This window comes from Mesorhizobium huakuii, assembly GCF_014189455.1.
GTDB classification, from domain to species: Bacteria; Pseudomonadota; Alphaproteobacteria; order Rhizobiales; family Rhizobiaceae; genus Mesorhizobium; species Mesorhizobium huakuii_A.
Genome location: NZ_CP050296.1, coordinates 5,626,935 through 5,640,240, shown reverse-complemented (window position 1 = coordinate 5,640,240; position 13,306 = coordinate 5,626,935). Strand labels below are relative to the sequence as shown.

Annotated in this window: 17 protein-coding genes and 1 pseudogene; 8 read left to right on the top strand and 10 right to left on the bottom strand. The window is 61.4% G+C overall.

The genetic code is table 11. From position 1 onward, the window contains the following. Positions 1-104: 104 nt before the first annotated feature. Positions 105-683, top strand: coding sequence for a hypothetical protein (locus HB778_RS27185; protein WP_183458426.1), 579 nt, complete (start codon positions 105-107; stop codon positions 681-683). A gap of 149 nt (positions 684-832) precedes the next feature. Further along, positions 833-1,183, top strand: coding sequence for a hypothetical protein (locus tag HB778_RS27180; RefSeq protein ID WP_183458424.1), 351 nt, complete (start codon positions 833-835; stop codon positions 1,181-1,183). A 10-nt stretch (positions 1,184-1,193) separates the two neighbouring features. Here the strand turns inward: HB778_RS27180 and HB778_RS27175 are convergent, their stop codons facing one another. Together HB778_RS27175 and HB778_RS27170 are read right to left on the bottom strand one after the other, a co-directional pair. Further along, positions 1,194-1,655, bottom strand: coding sequence for a YbaK/EbsC family protein (locus HB778_RS27175; protein WP_183458422.1), 462 nt, complete (start codon positions 1,653-1,655; stop codon positions 1,194-1,196). A gap of 184 nt (positions 1,656-1,839) precedes the next feature. Then, a complete protein-coding gene (locus HB778_RS27170) occupies positions 1,840-2,124 on the bottom strand; it encodes a helix-turn-helix domain-containing protein (protein WP_183458420.1) in 285 nt (94 codons plus the stop codon). 273 nt (positions 2,125-2,397) lie between these two features. Between HB778_RS27170 and HB778_RS27165 the strand changes: the two genes are divergently transcribed. Further along, positions 2,398-3,012: a hypothetical protein gene (locus tag HB778_RS27165; protein WP_183458418.1), complete on the top strand. Its 615-nt coding sequence runs from the start codon at positions 2,398-2,400 to the stop codon at positions 3,010-3,012. 197 nt (positions 3,013-3,209) lie between these two features. Continuing rightward, positions 3,210-3,413 (top strand): hypothetical protein, encoded by a 204-nt coding sequence (locus tag HB778_RS27160; protein ID WP_183465325.1) that lies wholly within the window; start codon positions 3,210-3,212, stop codon positions 3,411-3,413. 221 nt (positions 3,414-3,634) lie between these two features. On the opposite strand, the gene HB778_RS27155 is transcribed toward HB778_RS27160, so the two are convergent. From HB778_RS27155 to HB778_RS27125, 7 genes and pseudogenes are all read right to left on the bottom strand, one after another. Next, the gene (locus tag HB778_RS27155) at positions 3,635-3,937 is read right to left on the bottom strand and encodes a hypothetical protein (RefSeq protein WP_183458416.1); all 303 of its coding nucleotides are present in this window, start codon (positions 3,935-3,937) and stop codon (positions 3,635-3,637) included. A 105-nt stretch (positions 3,938-4,042) separates the two neighbouring features. Then, positions 4,043-4,582, bottom strand: a complete 540-nt coding sequence (locus HB778_RS27150) for a MerR family transcriptional regulator (RefSeq protein WP_183458414.1) — start codon at positions 4,580-4,582, stop codon at positions 4,043-4,045. Between the two features lie 211 nt (positions 4,583-4,793). Further along, positions 4,794-5,129 (bottom strand): integration host factor subunit alpha, encoded by a 336-nt coding sequence (locus HB778_RS27145; protein WP_183458412.1) that lies wholly within the window; start codon positions 5,127-5,129, stop codon positions 4,794-4,796. 89 nt (positions 5,130-5,218) lie between these two features. Further along, positions 5,219-6,191, bottom strand: a pseudogene (locus tag HB778_RS27140) (beta-ketoacyl-ACP synthase III). 9 nt (positions 6,192-6,200) lie between these two features. Then, a complete protein-coding gene (gene plsX, locus HB778_RS27135) occupies positions 6,201-7,271 on the bottom strand; it encodes a phosphate acyltransferase PlsX (RefSeq protein WP_096457025.1) in 1,071 nt (356 codons plus the stop codon). A gap of 113 nt (positions 7,272-7,384) precedes the next feature. Continuing rightward, positions 7,385-7,933, bottom strand: coding sequence for a YceD family protein (locus HB778_RS27130; protein ID WP_183458410.1), 549 nt, complete (start codon positions 7,931-7,933; stop codon positions 7,385-7,387). Further along, entirely contained in the window at positions 7,930-8,478 is a 549-nt protein-coding gene (locus HB778_RS27125; RefSeq protein WP_183465242.1) for a ubiquinol-cytochrome C chaperone family protein, read from the bottom strand. The genes HB778_RS27130 and HB778_RS27125 overlap by 4 nt, the downstream gene beginning before the upstream one ends. Positions 8,479-8,592: 114 nt before the next feature. On the opposite strand from HB778_RS27125, the gene HB778_RS27120 reads away from it, so the two are divergent. From HB778_RS27120 to HB778_RS27110, 3 genes are all read left to right on the top strand, one after another. Then, positions 8,593-9,108 carry an outer membrane protein assembly factor BamE gene (locus HB778_RS27120; RefSeq protein WP_095201576.1) on the top strand — a complete coding sequence of 172 codons (516 nt, stop codon included), beginning with the start codon at positions 8,593-8,595 and terminating at the stop codon, positions 9,106-9,108. Between the two features lie 193 nt (positions 9,109-9,301). Further along, positions 9,302-9,811: a dTDP-4-dehydrorhamnose 3,5-epimerase family protein gene (locus tag HB778_RS27115; protein ID WP_244661638.1), complete on the top strand. Its 510-nt coding sequence runs from the start codon at positions 9,302-9,304 to the stop codon at positions 9,809-9,811. A 114-nt stretch (positions 9,812-9,925) separates the two neighbouring features. Continuing rightward, a complete protein-coding gene (locus HB778_RS27110; protein ID WP_244662008.1) occupies positions 9,926-10,825 on the top strand; it encodes a glycosyltransferase family 2 protein in 900 nt (299 codons plus the stop codon). A gap of 78 nt (positions 10,826-10,903) precedes the next feature. Here HB778_RS27110 and HB778_RS27105 read toward each other — a convergent pair whose 3' ends face one another. After that, positions 10,904-13,045: a sodium-translocating pyrophosphatase gene (locus HB778_RS27105; protein WP_183458406.1), complete on the bottom strand. Its 2,142-nt coding sequence runs from the start codon at positions 13,043-13,045 to the stop codon at positions 10,904-10,906. Between HB778_RS27105 and HB778_RS27100 the strand changes: the two genes are divergently transcribed. Further along, positions 13,038-13,265 carry a hypothetical protein gene (locus HB778_RS27100; RefSeq protein WP_183458404.1) on the top strand — a complete coding sequence of 76 codons (228 nt, stop codon included), beginning with the start codon at positions 13,038-13,040 and terminating at the stop codon, positions 13,263-13,265. The two genes, HB778_RS27105 and HB778_RS27100, sit on opposite strands and share 8 nt — an antisense overlap. The last annotated feature ends 41 nt before the right edge of the window (positions 13,266-13,306 follow it).

Genomic DNA, 13,306 nt, shown 5'->3' with positions numbered 1-13,306 from the left:
CCCGAAGTCCGGTCTACGGCTATCTCAGCCTTCATTGCTTTCGAAGCATTTCCTGCGACTATCAACGAACCTGCGTGAAATGTCGCGACATCGGATTCGTCGATATGTGGAAATATCTCGCCCACATCTCTTTGGTTGCAGCGGTTGGGGCGTTTTTGCTCAGTAGCGTCACTACGAGCTCGAAGGGAATGGAGTTCAGTCTTTCAGCCGGCAGAATCAATGCGACTGGTGAGATTAAGGACGGAGACGGTCTGAAGTTAACCGCAGCGATCAGAAACGCGCCTCGCGACGAAATGGATGTACCGGACGTCATCGTTTCGTTCGACTCCCCTGGCGGAAGCTTGTTTGAAGGTATTCGTATCGGCGAAGCGATACGAGCCGCAGGCGTTCCTACAATTGTTGAAGAGGGCCATGTCTGCGCAAGCGCTTGTGCGATCGCGTTTCTGGGAGGCAAGATTTCTGGAGTATCGTCGGATGCCGTTGGGCGATGGCTTGAAATCGGTGCCAGTCTGGGATTCCATGGTTTTCGATTGAGCGATGATCATATCGAGGTCGCCAACGAGACACTAAATAGCGCTAGAATAGTTGATGCGTTTATACTCGAGTATGCGCTGAAAATGGGGGATATCGATCTTGGTGCCATCTCCCAATTGCTGAACACTCCCCTTCCGAAATCACGTTGATCAACACACCGAGATTAATCCGATCACTCGGAATACGAATGAAGAGTCTGCCCACCAAGGTGCCGAAAGGTTGGCCTGTCGAAGCATGTCGCCTTTCAGTTACCAGTAAGCTGTCGGCTTTCGACAGGATTGGCCTAGACGAGAGACTGATGGACTCTCCGGAACCCATGGCGAATTTAGAGACATTTCGCCGACGCCTGCTTGATGAGAAGTATCCCGAGAGCAGCGACAATACGGCAGTCAGATCGGCCGTAATGCAGCTCTCCGCTGCCAGGGGAATAGACCTGCTCGCTGGAGAAAATCTCTATGCAGATGGTCCAAAGATTGGTGTGTGGCGTATTGGTCTTGATAGAGGATCTGGCTTCTATTTTGACGCCTGCTTTGCGATCACCGACTTCACGACCATAAGCACTGTCTTAATTGATAGCGTGTCGCCTTCGGCTCAGGTCCAGACCTACAACATGCTTGCCGGATTCCCTGCAAACACGCCTCTATGGTGATAAGTGTCAGCTAACCTTGGCACACATCCACCCACTCAGCGCCGACAAGCTCGACCATCCGCTGCGGTGTGACCCGTACCGCCGCGTTGGTGGCGCCGGCGGCAGGCACAACCTCGTCGAATTCCCGCAGCGACACGTCGCAGTAGACCGGCAGCGGCGCCGGCAGGCCGAAGGGGCATACGCCGCCGACCGGATGGCTGGTGGCGGCGACGACTTCCCCTGCGTCCAGCATGCGCGGCTTGCCGCCGAACTGGTCCTTGAACTTGCGGTTGTCCAGCCTGGCGATGCCACTGGTCACGACCAGCATGGTGCGGTCGCCGACGCGCAGGCAGATGGTCTTGGCGATCTGCGCCGGCAGGACGCCATGCGCCTCCGCCGCCAGCGTCACGGTCGCCGAACTCGCTTGCGTGACGATGACCTCGATGTCGGGCGCATGGGCGGCGAAGAAGGCACGAACGGAGTCCAGGCTCATATCGAAAAACCCACGGTTCAACACGATGCAGGGGCAGGCGCGATTGGCGCAGATTTGGATGCCGCAGGTATAAACACGCGCGATCCGTAGATCGGCAAGACCGGCCCGCCTGATAATACCGTGGTGTCAACAAGAAACCCGCCAAGCGGGCCTTGGCGGGTTCTGCTGCATGCCTGGTGCTGGTCTAGGCCAGGGGTCGGCCTTGCGCGGCCGGCGTCGGTGTGGTGGAAGCGATGAGAGCGTCCTCGGGCATGCGAAGCGCGGACGCGATACGGCGCAGCTTCGACGGATCGGCCGCCCGGCCGTTCTCCATATCCTCGATCTCGCCGACCGAGAGGCCGCAGGTCAGGGAAAGCTCTTCCACGCTGTATCCGCGGGTTTCCCGCATGGCTCTGAGCGTGGTGTAATCCGGCCCGATCTCACTGGCTAACGGTTCGGAGAGGGCATGGCTTTTTGCATTGTTGGGCATTGGCAACTCCGGTGGCTGAAAGAGTTTGATCAAAATGGAGTGTTGCCTGAGACGAGCAGGAACATGCCCGCTCAAAAGCGATTTGCCAAGAGCCGAAAGCCGTCACGCTATCGTGAACCGAATGCCTGCGAGGCGCCCTCCCGCGCCATCAAGTTCTTTTGAACACCCCGGCACCTTTTGCGGGGAGGTTTCGGCCCACCTGTTCGTTGTTCTGATGCGCTGGGGTGAAAACCATCCGGTTCCATCCAGCCCGTTCCCAGAAGGATCCCTGCAATGAACTTCAAGACATTCATGGTCGTGCTCGGCACGATCTCCAGCCTTTCCGTTGCCGCCGTGGACGGCGCCCAGGCTGCTGACGCGCTGCGCGTGCGCGGCACGGTGGTCAGTTTCGAGCCCTCGCTGCTCACCGTGAAAACCCGCCAGGGCGATACATCAGCGATCAAGCTCAATACCGGCTGGAAGATTTCGGGCGTCGCCAGCGCCTCCGAAAAAGACATCAAGCAGGGCGATTTCCTCGGCATTGCTTCCGTCTCGAAAGCGGATGGCGGCAGCGGCGCACTGGAAGTGGTGATCTTCCCAGCCGCCTTGAAAGGCACTGGCGAGGGCGACCGTCCCTGGGACCTGCAGCCGAACAGCCGCATGACCAATGGCACCGTGGCCGATGTTACCGACATAAGCGGACGCGCCGTGACGCTGACCTATGACAACGGGCAGACCAAGAAGATTTCGATCCCCGACGGCACGCCCGTCGTGACCTTCGCCCCGGCCGCGCCGACCGATCTCAAGCCAGGCGCGACGGTCTTCGTTACCGCTCAGCGCGAGGCTGACGGGACGCTGAGTTCCGTGCGCGTCGTGGTGGGAAACAATGGCGTGATCCCACCGATGTAGCCAAAATTAGCGGCAAGAGCCGGCTTTTCGGCCCTCACAACAAAGTGTCGGGAAGCCGGTTCCCCGGAAACATGCGGGAAACAAAATTCTACAATCGGGAAATACTGACGAAAAAAATAAGGAGCGTAATTCCATTCGCGGCGATCGGGCCATCGACCCGATTTTTAAGATCTGCCGACGAAAGAAGGAAACGATCCATGAAGAAGTCCCTGCTCTCAGCCCTCGGGCTTGCAGTTGCACTCGCTTTCACGGCGCCGGTCATCGGCGCGACGAGCGCGGACGCGGCCCCGATGGCAAAGCATCATCGTCATCATCACCACCATCGTCACCATCACCGCCATCATCACTACTACCACCATCATCACCACCACGTGAAGAAGATGGCAAAGAAGACCTACTAAGCATACCAGACTGCCAACGAGAAGACCGCCCTTCTTGTTCAAGGCTGGTCTTCTCGTGGTTGTGCAATGCCTAGCCCGACATCAAACCGGGCCTGTCGAGGGCTCTGGCGGCTCGACCAATCGGCCTTCCTGCGCCGGCAGCACAAAGGGGTTGTGCGCCTCTACGCCGACGCGCTCCGCACCAGATGCCGGAGCGGCATCGCAAATGACCAGGCCGGGGCCTAGCGCCGGCTGAACAGCAGGCTGGCGACCAGGCCGAGCACCACAAGGCCAACGGCGGCGACCGCGGCGGGGTGATCACGGGCCGATTTCTCGATCACCCTGCCCTGTTTGCGGATTGCCGGCATCGCATCCCGTAAACGCTCGGCAAGGTCGGAATATGTGTCGAGAGCGGCATCGCGACCGTCTTCATAGTAAGCGCCACCCCGCTTCGACACCGCCTTGCGCAACGCCGCGAGTTCCCTCGACAGGGCCGCGACCTGCTTTTCGAGGTCGATGTCCGAAAGGGTCGAAAATGATGCCATCACGCGTTTCCTTGTCTTGCAGAAGGATGTCTTGCAGAAGGAAACGTAACGCCTCACCCGAAGTCGGGTTCCGGTGCCGAGGCTTCAAAGCGCGTCGCGCGGCGGTCAGCGCACCTGGTCAAGCAGGCGCTTGCATTCCAGGAGGTCGAACAGCGCCTCCTGCAGCAGCGCGCGATTGTCACGCGAGAGTTTCGACGCGTCCGGCTGAACCGGACCTTCCTCATCGCTCTTGCCCAGGCCGAAAAAGCGGCGGCTCGGCTTGACCCTTGGCTGGCCAACCAGTTCGTCATCGCCACCGCGCGGCTGGGCTGCCGGCGTCAGCGGCACCTGGTCGGCCTGCTTTCGCTGCGAGATCGCCTCGACGCGCGCCATGTCGCCATTGCCGATGGCGACCAGGAAATGATTGCCGTTTTCGCGCAGCAGCTTCTGCACGCCCTTGATCGTGTAGCCCTGGTCGTAGAGCATGTGGCGGATGCCCTTGATCAGTTCGACATCCTGCGGCCGGTAGTAGCGGCGGCCGCCGCCGCGCTTCATCGGCTTGATCTGATTGAAGCGCGTCTCCCAGAAGCGCAGCACATGCTGCGGCAGGTCGAGATCTTCAGCCACCTCTGAGATGGTGCGGAAGGCGTCAGGGCTCTTGTCCATGGGCGAAATCCTCACGCTGGAGCGTGATCCGGAACGGTATTCAGCGAGATCAGGCTCCAACAAAGAGAAGCCCATTCCATTTGCGTGGAATGGATCAACGCGGAACGCCAATCCGGCCATGCTGCCGAATCGGGCCTTATTTCAGCGGTTTGTGAAACAATATTCAAGCCCGGCGTTATGGCGGGGCCGGTTTTCAACCGTACAATGGCGGCTATTTGCTGCCCTTGGCCTTGCTGTTTTGGTGAGAGCGCAAAATGCGGTTCTTCAAGACGTTCGACGACTTGAAGGTCATCACCCTGCGCGGCAGGATCGGCACCTCTTCACCGGTCTTGGGATTGCGCCCGATGCGCTCGTTCTTGGAGCGGACATGGAATGTCGCGAAGGACGACAGCTTGACCGTCTCGCCACGCACGATGGCTTCGCAGATTTCGTCCAGCACCGCTTCGACGAGTTCGGCGGATTCAGTGCGCGACAGACCGACCTTTCGGTACACGGCCTCCGCCAGGTCGGCACGCGTAAGTGTCTTTCCCCCATGCGACCGTCCCATCAGTTCAAAACACAAAATCGGCACAACAACGGCAGAGCCTAAGTAATTGATCCGGCAAGGTCAAGGACCGAAACCGAGCCGTTCGGCACTTACCAGCGAACCAGAACAGCGCCCCAGGTGAAGCCGCCACCCATCGCTTCCAGAAGGACGAGGTCGCCCTTCTTGATGCGACCGTCAGCGACGGCCACCGAAAGCGCCAGCGGCACGGGAAGCCGCCGAGGTGTTACCGTGCAAATCGACCGTAACCACCACCTTTCGTTCTGCAATACCGAGCTTCTTGGCCGAAGCGTCAATAATTCGTTTATTGGCCTGGTGCGGCACGAACCAGTCGAGATCGTCGGCTGATATGCCGGCGGCCGAGAAGGTTGCCTCGATGACATCGGTGATCATGCCGACCGCATGCTTGAAGACTTCGCGGCCTTCCATCCTGAGGTGGCCGACCGTTCCCGTCGTCGACGGGCCGCCATCGACGAAGAGCTTGTCCTTGTGCACGCCGTCAGAGCGCAGGCTGGCGGCCAGAACACCGCGGTCGGCAATCGTGCCGGCCCCCTCGCCTGCTTCCAGGACCAGCGCCCCGGCGCCGTCGCCGAACAGCACGCAGGTCGAGCGGTCGCTCCAGTCGAGGATGCGCGAGAATGTTTCCGAGCCGATTACCAGCACGCGTTTGGCCAGGCCGCCACGGATGTAGAGATCGGCTGTCGTCACCGCATAAACGAAGCCCGAGCACACCGCCTGCATGTCGAAGGCAAAGCCATGATGCATGCCGAGGCGGTTCTGGATCTCGACCGCGGTGGCCGGGAATGTGTTGTTGGGCGTCGACGTTGCCAGCACGATCAGGTCGATATCGTTCGGCGTCAGCCCGGCATCGGCAAGGGCGGCGCGGGCCGCGGCCTCGCCGAGCGAAGCCGTCGTCTCGTCGTCGGCCGCGATATGCCGCTGGCGGATGCCGGTGCGCTGGGCGATCCACTCGTCCGAGGTTTCGACCATGCCTTCGAAATCGGCATTCTTCATGATGCGGCGGGGCAGCGCGGCGCCCGTGCCGCGCACGACTGATCTGATCAAAGTTCTTTCCTATTCCTTCGCGTCGGTAACGACGTCGGATTTCCGAGATGACAGGGCATGCGGGTTGCGCGCATGAAACAGGTCCAGGTCGGCCTCGATACGGTCAAGCAGATTGTTGCGCACCATGTCATAGCCGAGCTCGATCGCCGCAGCAAAACCATCCGAATCGGCACCGCCATGGCTTTTGACGACGATGCCGTTCAGCCCCAGGAACACGCCACCGTTGGAGCGGCCGACATCCATTTTTTCACGCAGGCGATCGAAGGCGCCCTTGGCGAAGACATAGCCGATCTTGGCCATCAGCGTGCGGCTCATCGCGGCGCGCAGATAGCCTGCGATCTGGCGCGCGGTACCTTCCGCCGTCTTCAGCGCGATGTTGCCGGCGAACCCTTCCGTCACCACCACGTCGACCGTGCCCTTGCCGATATCGTCGCCTTCGACAAAGCCATGATAGTTCATCGAGGCCATGTTGGCTTCGCGCAGCATGCGTCCCGCTTCCTTGACCTCTTCCTGGCCCTTGATCTCTTCGACGCCGACATTGAGCAGGCCGACGGTGGGCCGGGCGATGCCGAAGACGGAGCGCGCCATGCCGGTGCCGAGAATGGCGAAATCAATGAGCTGGTGCGCATCGGCACCAATGGTGGCGCCGACGTCCAGAACCACGCTTTCGCCGCGCAATGTCGGCCACAATGCCGCGATCGCCGGGCGCTCGATGGTGGCCATGGTGCGCAGGCAGAATTTCGACATCGCCATCAAGGCGCCGGTGTTGCCGGCGGAGATGCAGGCGTCCGCAGCGCCCGACTTGACCGCTTCGACCGCCTTCCACATCGACGACTTCCAGCGGCCATGGCGCAGCGCCTGGCTCGGCTTGTCATCCATCCTGACTGCGATCTCGCAGTGGAAGAATTCACTCACCTCGGCCAGTTTGGGAAACTTGGCCAGTTCGGGACGCACGACTTCCTCACGCCCGTAGATGACGAAGCGGATGTCGGGACGGCGGGTGGCGACCGTCATGAGCGCCGGAATGACCACGGCTGGTCCGTGATCGCCGCCCATGGCATCGATGGAAATCCTGATCACGCGGTATTTATCTCACGGTTATGCGGCAGGTCGCTTTAGAGATCGCGAAGGTTCGGCGAAAATAGCGGTTTTGGCTCTTCACACAACCGACTTTTCCATCGCGGGCGAGGTTTTCAGGATTTTCCCAGCAAGGATCGCAGTTTTTGCTGAAATTCATTCTCCACCGCTTCGGTCTCGCCGCCGGCATTCAGCGACGCGCCCGGCTTGCGCGGATAGGGGTCGATTGCCAGTGCGAAGAACTGTTCGGCAAGCGCCCCGACATCGATCGTGTCGCCGGAAAATGTTTCGGGACTGTCGGGGCCGTCCGCATCGAGCAGGATCTCGCCGCCGCCTTCGAATCCCTGCCGCCCAAGCTTGGAATCCTCGGGCAACAACAACGCCTCGACCGGCTCGTCGATATGCGCCGCGACAGGGTCGAGCGTGACGATGCAGGCCTGGGTGATGTCGGCCTCGACGTGGCCGCTGACCTTCACGCCATTGCGCTTCCAGGAGGCCACGAGAAGTTCAGCGCGATAGGCTTCGACCGACAGCAGCCCGTGCTCCTCGGCGAGTGCGGCGCGCTGTGCGGCGTCGGCCTCGATCACCACGGGCAGCCCCTTCTGCGGTAGACGGGCAACATTTGCGAAAAAGGAAACCGGGCTTAGCGGATCAGCATGCTTCATCGATCAACCTCCCTGGCGAGCGGAAACGCCGCCGTGCCGGACACGATTGATTCGGATGGCTGCGCGGCCAGCTGCCGACAGGCGTCGGCAACATAGTCGGCCAATTGCAGCGCCTCCGGCCAGGTGCCGGTATCGGGCCGGATATTGCGGGCAAGAGCCGCGGTCAACCCGTCGCGATCGTTTCTTTCCAGCGCGTCATCATAGGCGGCGGTGCGGCCATAAAACATCTTCGCCAATTTCTTCATGCGCTTGGGCACTCCGACATCACCAATCCCCAGCTCCCGCAGCGAATGATCGACGTCGAGGAAGAACTCGTCGATCAGCACCTGGGCGACCTCTTGCGCCACGCCGTCCTCGCCGCGCAAGCGATGCTGGAACAGGAACATATGCAGCGAAAGCATCTCGAAACGGCCGAGCGGCGTGTCCGGCACATTCCAGTGGGAATAAAATACACTCTGCCGCGCCGCCGCCACGATTTGTGCGTAAAGCGCGTCCGTTATCGCGCGGTTGGCGTGGCGTTCGCGACCAAAAAGGCGCTGGAACATGGGGATGGTCTCCGGGGACCGTTTGTTGAATTGGCCTTGTTGCATCGGCAGGCAAGCTGGTTTACCGGTTTTGCGGCCCAGCGCAAGTTGCGGCGATATAATGGAGAATTGTTGTTGCGCGCGCTGAATTTCAAGTCGACCTTCTCGTCCAGGCCTGCCGGCGCGATCTCGCTGCTGCTCGTCGTTTCGGCGCTTTCGGCGTGTCACACCAACAAGATGATCGGCGACCTCAATCCGAGCGAGACGTTCACGCAAGGCTATGTCTACGACCAGCAGGCCGTCGATTCGGTGCCCGTCGGTTCCAGTCGCGAGCAGGTGCTTCTGGCGCTCGGCACGCCGTCTACAACAGCGACTTTCGACAATGAGGCGTTTTACTACATTTCGCAAACGCGCAAGCGCTATGTCGCCTTCGACAAGCCCAGGCTCGTCGACCAGAAGGTGCTGGCGGTCTATTTCGGCGCCGATGGCCGCGTCACCCAGATCGCCAATTATGGCTTGAAGGACGGCAAGATTTTCGACTTCATCTCGCGCACCACGCCGACTGGCGGCAAGGACCAGAACTTCCTCAGCCAGATCATCAACGGCGCCAGCAAGCTGGCGCCCGGCATTCCCGGCGGCGGCACTCCCTGATCATCAGACCCTGCTTACCTCCAGGGAAAGCAGCACCATCTCAGGCGACCGAAAACCCGTGGGAGCGATCTCACGGGTTTTTGTTTGGCCAAGGCAAGCCCGGCTTGCCAGCAATGGGGCAAGCCCGTATCAAATCCCCGGGCCTTGGGGTTTGAAAATGAGCAGTGGCGAGCGCGTAGCACCGGATGGCTGGATGGCCACGGGAACAGCCGACGGGCAGACCGTGACATCGGACTGGCTTGCCATCAAGCCGCCGGCAATCGACGGCGTCAGGATCAAGGAAATCAGACCGGTCGCGACGTCCAACGGCTATCTTACCGAAGTTTTCCGGGACGAATGGGATCTCGATCAATTGCCTGTCGGCCAGGTCTTCCAGCGCACGATGTATCCGGGTGCGGTGACCGGCTGGCATGCACACAAGGTGACGCACGATCGGCTTTTCTGCTGTGCCGGCAGTGTGCGCATATCGCTCTATGACGGCCGAAAGGCTTCGCCCAGCTTCGGCACGGTCTGGCACAAGATCGTCGGCGCCTTACGGCCCGCGATCGTCGTCATCCCGCCAGGCGTCTGGCATGGCGTGACGGCGCTCGGGCCGGAGATCGCCCTGCTGCTCAATCTCGTCGACAAGGCCTATGCATACGACGCGCCGGACCATTGGCGCCTGCCGCCGGACACGGATCACATCCCTTATAAACTGGTGTAGCGTGGAGCGATCCGGCCAGTCCGATCCAACCGGGCAGAACGCGCCGCTCGTCTCGGTGGTGATCGCATCGCAACCCACAACCGCCCCGCCGCCTTGCGAGAGGCGTTGCGCGGCGTGCTGGGCCAGACCTTGCAGGACTTTGAAATTCTGGTGATTGGCGACGCCTGTCGCCCCGACACGGCGGCGCTCATCACCGAATTCGCCGATCCGCGCATTTGCTATATCAACCTGCCGGTCAATTTCGGTGAGCAATCCGGCCCCAACAATATCGGCTTTGCCAGGGCGCGCGGCCGGTTCGTCGCCTTGCTCAACCATGACGACCTCTGGTTTCCAGACCACCTCGCGGCGATGACCGGCTGGATCGATGCGACCGGCGCCGATATCATCATTGCGCGCGGTGCCATCATCGAACCTGCTCGGATGAAGGGCGATCCTCTCAAGACCTCAATCTACGGGATGGGCAAGAGCGGGTTTTACGATCCCGTCATCACAGCCGGATACGGATCGGCACAGATGGCCAGGCGGGCATCGCTGGACTGGCTCGGCCCCTGGCGCCCTGCCAGCGAGTGCGCCTGCGAAAGTTCGCAGGACTGGCTCTTCCGGGCCTGGCGAAAGGGGGCCGTGATCGCGACCCTGCCACACCTGACGGTGCTCAGTATCTTCTCCGGCCAGCGCAGCGGCAGCTACGTCGAAGACACGGCGGTGGAGCAGGAAGAACTTGCCAGCTTCATGCGAATGCCAAACGACCTGCGCGTCAAAGTTCTTGCCGCGGCGACGGCCCCTCGCCCCTTGAAGAAATCCAGCTATCTGATACGCAGGCTTTGGGCCGCGTGCGGCATCCATCCGAGATCCATAGAATTTCGCCGCAAATACGGACGTGATTCCTATATGCCCGGCCTGCGCGAGATACGCGGCCTGCCGGCGATGCCTGCGCGAGAACCAGGGTTGGATGATTTGGTGGCCCGCTACCGCAAGCTTGCCGAGAGCGATGGGGACAAGCCGAGCGGTGGCTGAGGCACCGTGCCTGATCCGAGCCAAACAAAACCCGCGGGGATCGCTCCCCGCGGGTTTGATCTAACGGCCAGGCTCCGTTCAGCCGTGCGCGAGCACGGCCAGCAGCAGAAGCGCCACGATGTTGGTGATCTTGATCGCCGGGTTGACCGCCGGACCGGCGGTGTCCTTGTAGGGATCGCCCACCGTGTCGCCGGTCACCGAAGCCTTGTGCGCCTCGGAGCCCTTCAGATGCTTGACGCCGTCCTTGTCGACGAAACCGTCCTCGAACGACTTTTTCGCATTGTCCCAAGCGCCGCCGCCCGAGGTCATCGAGATGGCGACGAACAGGCCGTTGACGATGACGCCGAGCAGCGAGGCGCCGAGGGCGGCAAAGGCTGACGCCTTCGACCCCGAGATCAACAGCACGCCGAAATAGACGACGAGCGGCGCCAGCACCGGCAGCAGCGACGGGATGATCATTTCGCGGATCGCCGCCTTGGTCAAAAGGTCGACCGCACGCGCATAGTTCGGCTTGGAGGTACCGGCCATGATGCCCGGATCCTCGCGGAACTGCTTGCGCACCTCCTCGACGATGGCGCCCGCCGCGCGGCCGACGGCCGTCATGGCGATGCCGCCGAACAGATACGGGATCAGGCCGCCGAAGATCAGGCCGGCGACGACGTAGGGGTTGGAGAGATCGAAGGAGATCTCGCCCATGCCCTGGAAGTAGGGATATTTGTCGCCATTGGCGGCAAAGAACTTCAGGTCGTTCGAATAGGCAGCGAACAGCACCAGCGCGCCGAGGCCGGCCGAGCCGATGGCATAGCCCTTGGTCACGGCTTTCGTGGTGTTGCCGACCGCGTCGAGCGCGTCGGTCGAGTGACGCACCTCCTTGGGCAGGCCCGCCATTTCGGCAATGCCGCCGGCATTGTCGGTGACCGGGCCGAAGGCGTCGAGCGCAACGATCATGCCGGCAAGGCCGAGCATCGTCGTCACCGCGATCGCCGTGCCGAAGAGACCTGCGAGCTGATAGGTCGAGATGATGCCGCCGACGATAACGATGGCCGGCAACGCCGTCGATTCAAGCGAGACCGCAAGGCCCTGGATGACGTTGGTGCCGTGGCCGGTCACCGATGCCTGAGCGATGGAGTTGACGGGGCGTTTGCCGGTGCCGGTGTAGTATTCGGTGATCACCACGATCAAACCGGTCACCACCAGGCCGATCAGGCCACAGATGAACGTGTTCTTGCCGGTGATGATCATGCCGGCAACGGTGCCGATCTCGCCCCAGCCGACTGTAGCGGAGGTGGCGATGCCGAGGCCGACGATCGACAGCAGGCCGGTCACGATCAGGCCCTTGTAGAGCGCGCCCATGATCGAGCCGTTCGAGCCGAGCTTGACGAAGAAGGTGCCGACAATCGAGGTCAGGATGCAAGCGCCGCAGATGGCCAGCGGATACAGCATCGCAGTCTGCAGAGCGGCGGTACCGCCGAAGAAGATGGCGCCGAGCACCATGGTGGCGACGACCGTCACCGCATAGGTCTCGAAGAGGTCGGCGGCCATGCCGGCGCAATCGCCGACATTGTCGCCGACATTGTCGGCGATGGTGGCCGGGTTGCGCGGATCATCTTCCGGAATACCGGCTTCGACCTTGCCGACGAGATCGCCGCCGACGTCGGCGCCCTTGGTGAAGATACCGCCGCCGAGACGGGCGAAGATCGAGATCAGCGAGGCGCCGAAACCGAGCGAGACCAGCGAGTCGATGACGATGCGGTCATTCGGCTGGAGGCCCATCGGGCCGGTCAGGATCAGGTAGTAGATCGACACGCCGAGCAGCGCCAGGCCAGCGACCAGCATGCCGGTGATGGCGCCCGACTTGAAGGCGATGTCGAGACCGGCGGCCAGACTGTTGGAGGCTGCCTGTGCCGTGCGCACATTGGCGCGCACCGAAACATGCATGCCGATGAAGCCGGCGGCGCCCGACAGGACGGCGCCGATCAGGAAGCCGATCGCGGCGGTGATCGAAAGCAGCCACCAGGCGAGCAAAAGCACGACCACGCCGACGATGGCAATGGTGGTGTACTGGCGCGCCAGATAGGCTTGTGCGCCTTCGCGGATGGCGGCGGAGATTTCCTGCATGCGTGCATTGCCCTGATCGGACGCAAGGACCGACCGTGTCGCCCAGATGGCGTAAAGGACAGAAAGCAAGCCGCAGGCGATGACGGCGTAAAGTATGGTCATTGCCGAATTTTCCTCGATTGCTGGCCCAAAAGAACCCCTCCCTGGGCCGTTGAGACAAAGACCGGAATCCGCGCACGGAATCCACCTCTTCGCATCGGTGTATGCGAAACAGGGCTCGGAACGTCAAGATATTGTTCAGTTTTTGCCCGGCTTTCGCCCAAAAGACAAAAGCCGCGACGACCCTGCCGGCATGGTCCTTCATTTAGATCGATTGAAATGACGCCAGGGGATCATGCCGACAGACCATCAACGTCCCAAAAG

What these genes read in the sequence shown, in the direction of transcription:
- HB778_RS27185 (WP_183458426.1), top strand. Translation starts at nt 105, where the DNA reads ATGTGGAAATATCTCGCCCACATCTCTTTGGTTGCAGCGGTTGGGGCG.
- HB778_RS27180 (WP_183458424.1), top strand. Translation starts at nt 833, where the DNA reads ATGGACTCTCCGGAACCCATGGCGAATTTAGAGACATTTCGCCGACGC.
- HB778_RS27175 (WP_183458422.1), bottom strand. Translation starts at nt 1,655, where the DNA reads ATGAGCCTGGACTCCGTTCGTGCCTTCTTCGCCGCCCATGCGCCCGAC.
- HB778_RS27170 (WP_183458420.1), bottom strand. Translation starts at nt 2,124, where the DNA reads ATGCCCAACAATGCAAAAAGCCATGCCCTCTCCGAACCGTTAGCCAGT.
- HB778_RS27165 (WP_183458418.1), top strand. Translation starts at nt 2,398, where the DNA reads ATGAACTTCAAGACATTCATGGTCGTGCTCGGCACGATCTCCAGCCTT.
- HB778_RS27160 (WP_183465325.1), top strand. Translation starts at nt 3,210, where the DNA reads ATGAAGAAGTCCCTGCTCTCAGCCCTCGGGCTTGCAGTTGCACTCGCT.
- HB778_RS27155 (WP_183458416.1), bottom strand. Translation starts at nt 3,937, where the DNA reads ATGGCATCATTTTCGACCCTTTCGGACATCGACCTCGAAAAGCAGGTC.
- HB778_RS27150 (WP_183458414.1), bottom strand. Translation starts at nt 4,582, where the DNA reads ATGGACAAGAGCCCTGACGCCTTCCGCACCATCTCAGAGGTGGCTGAA.
- HB778_RS27145 (WP_183458412.1), bottom strand. Translation starts at nt 5,129, where the DNA reads ATGGGACGGTCGCATGGGGGAAAGACACTTACGCGTGCCGACCTGGCG.
- HB778_RS27130 (WP_183458410.1), bottom strand. Translation starts at nt 7,933, where the DNA reads ATGAAGCATGCTGATCCGCTAAGCCCGGTTTCCTTTTTCGCAAATGTT.
- HB778_RS27125 (WP_183465242.1), bottom strand. Translation starts at nt 8,478, where the DNA reads ATGTTCCAGCGCCTTTTTGGTCGCGAACGCCACGCCAACCGCGCGATA.
- HB778_RS27115 (WP_244661638.1), top strand. Translation starts at nt 9,302, where the DNA reads ATGGCCACGGGAACAGCCGACGGGCAGACCGTGACATCGGACTGGCTT.
- HB778_RS27100 (WP_183458404.1), top strand. Translation starts at nt 13,038, where the DNA reads ATGGTCATTGCCGAATTTTCCTCGATTGCTGGCCCAAAAGAACCCCTC.
- HB778_RS27105 (WP_183458406.1), bottom strand. Translation starts at nt 13,045, where the DNA reads ATGACCATACTTTACGCCGTCATCGCCTGCGGCTTGCTTTCTGTCCTT.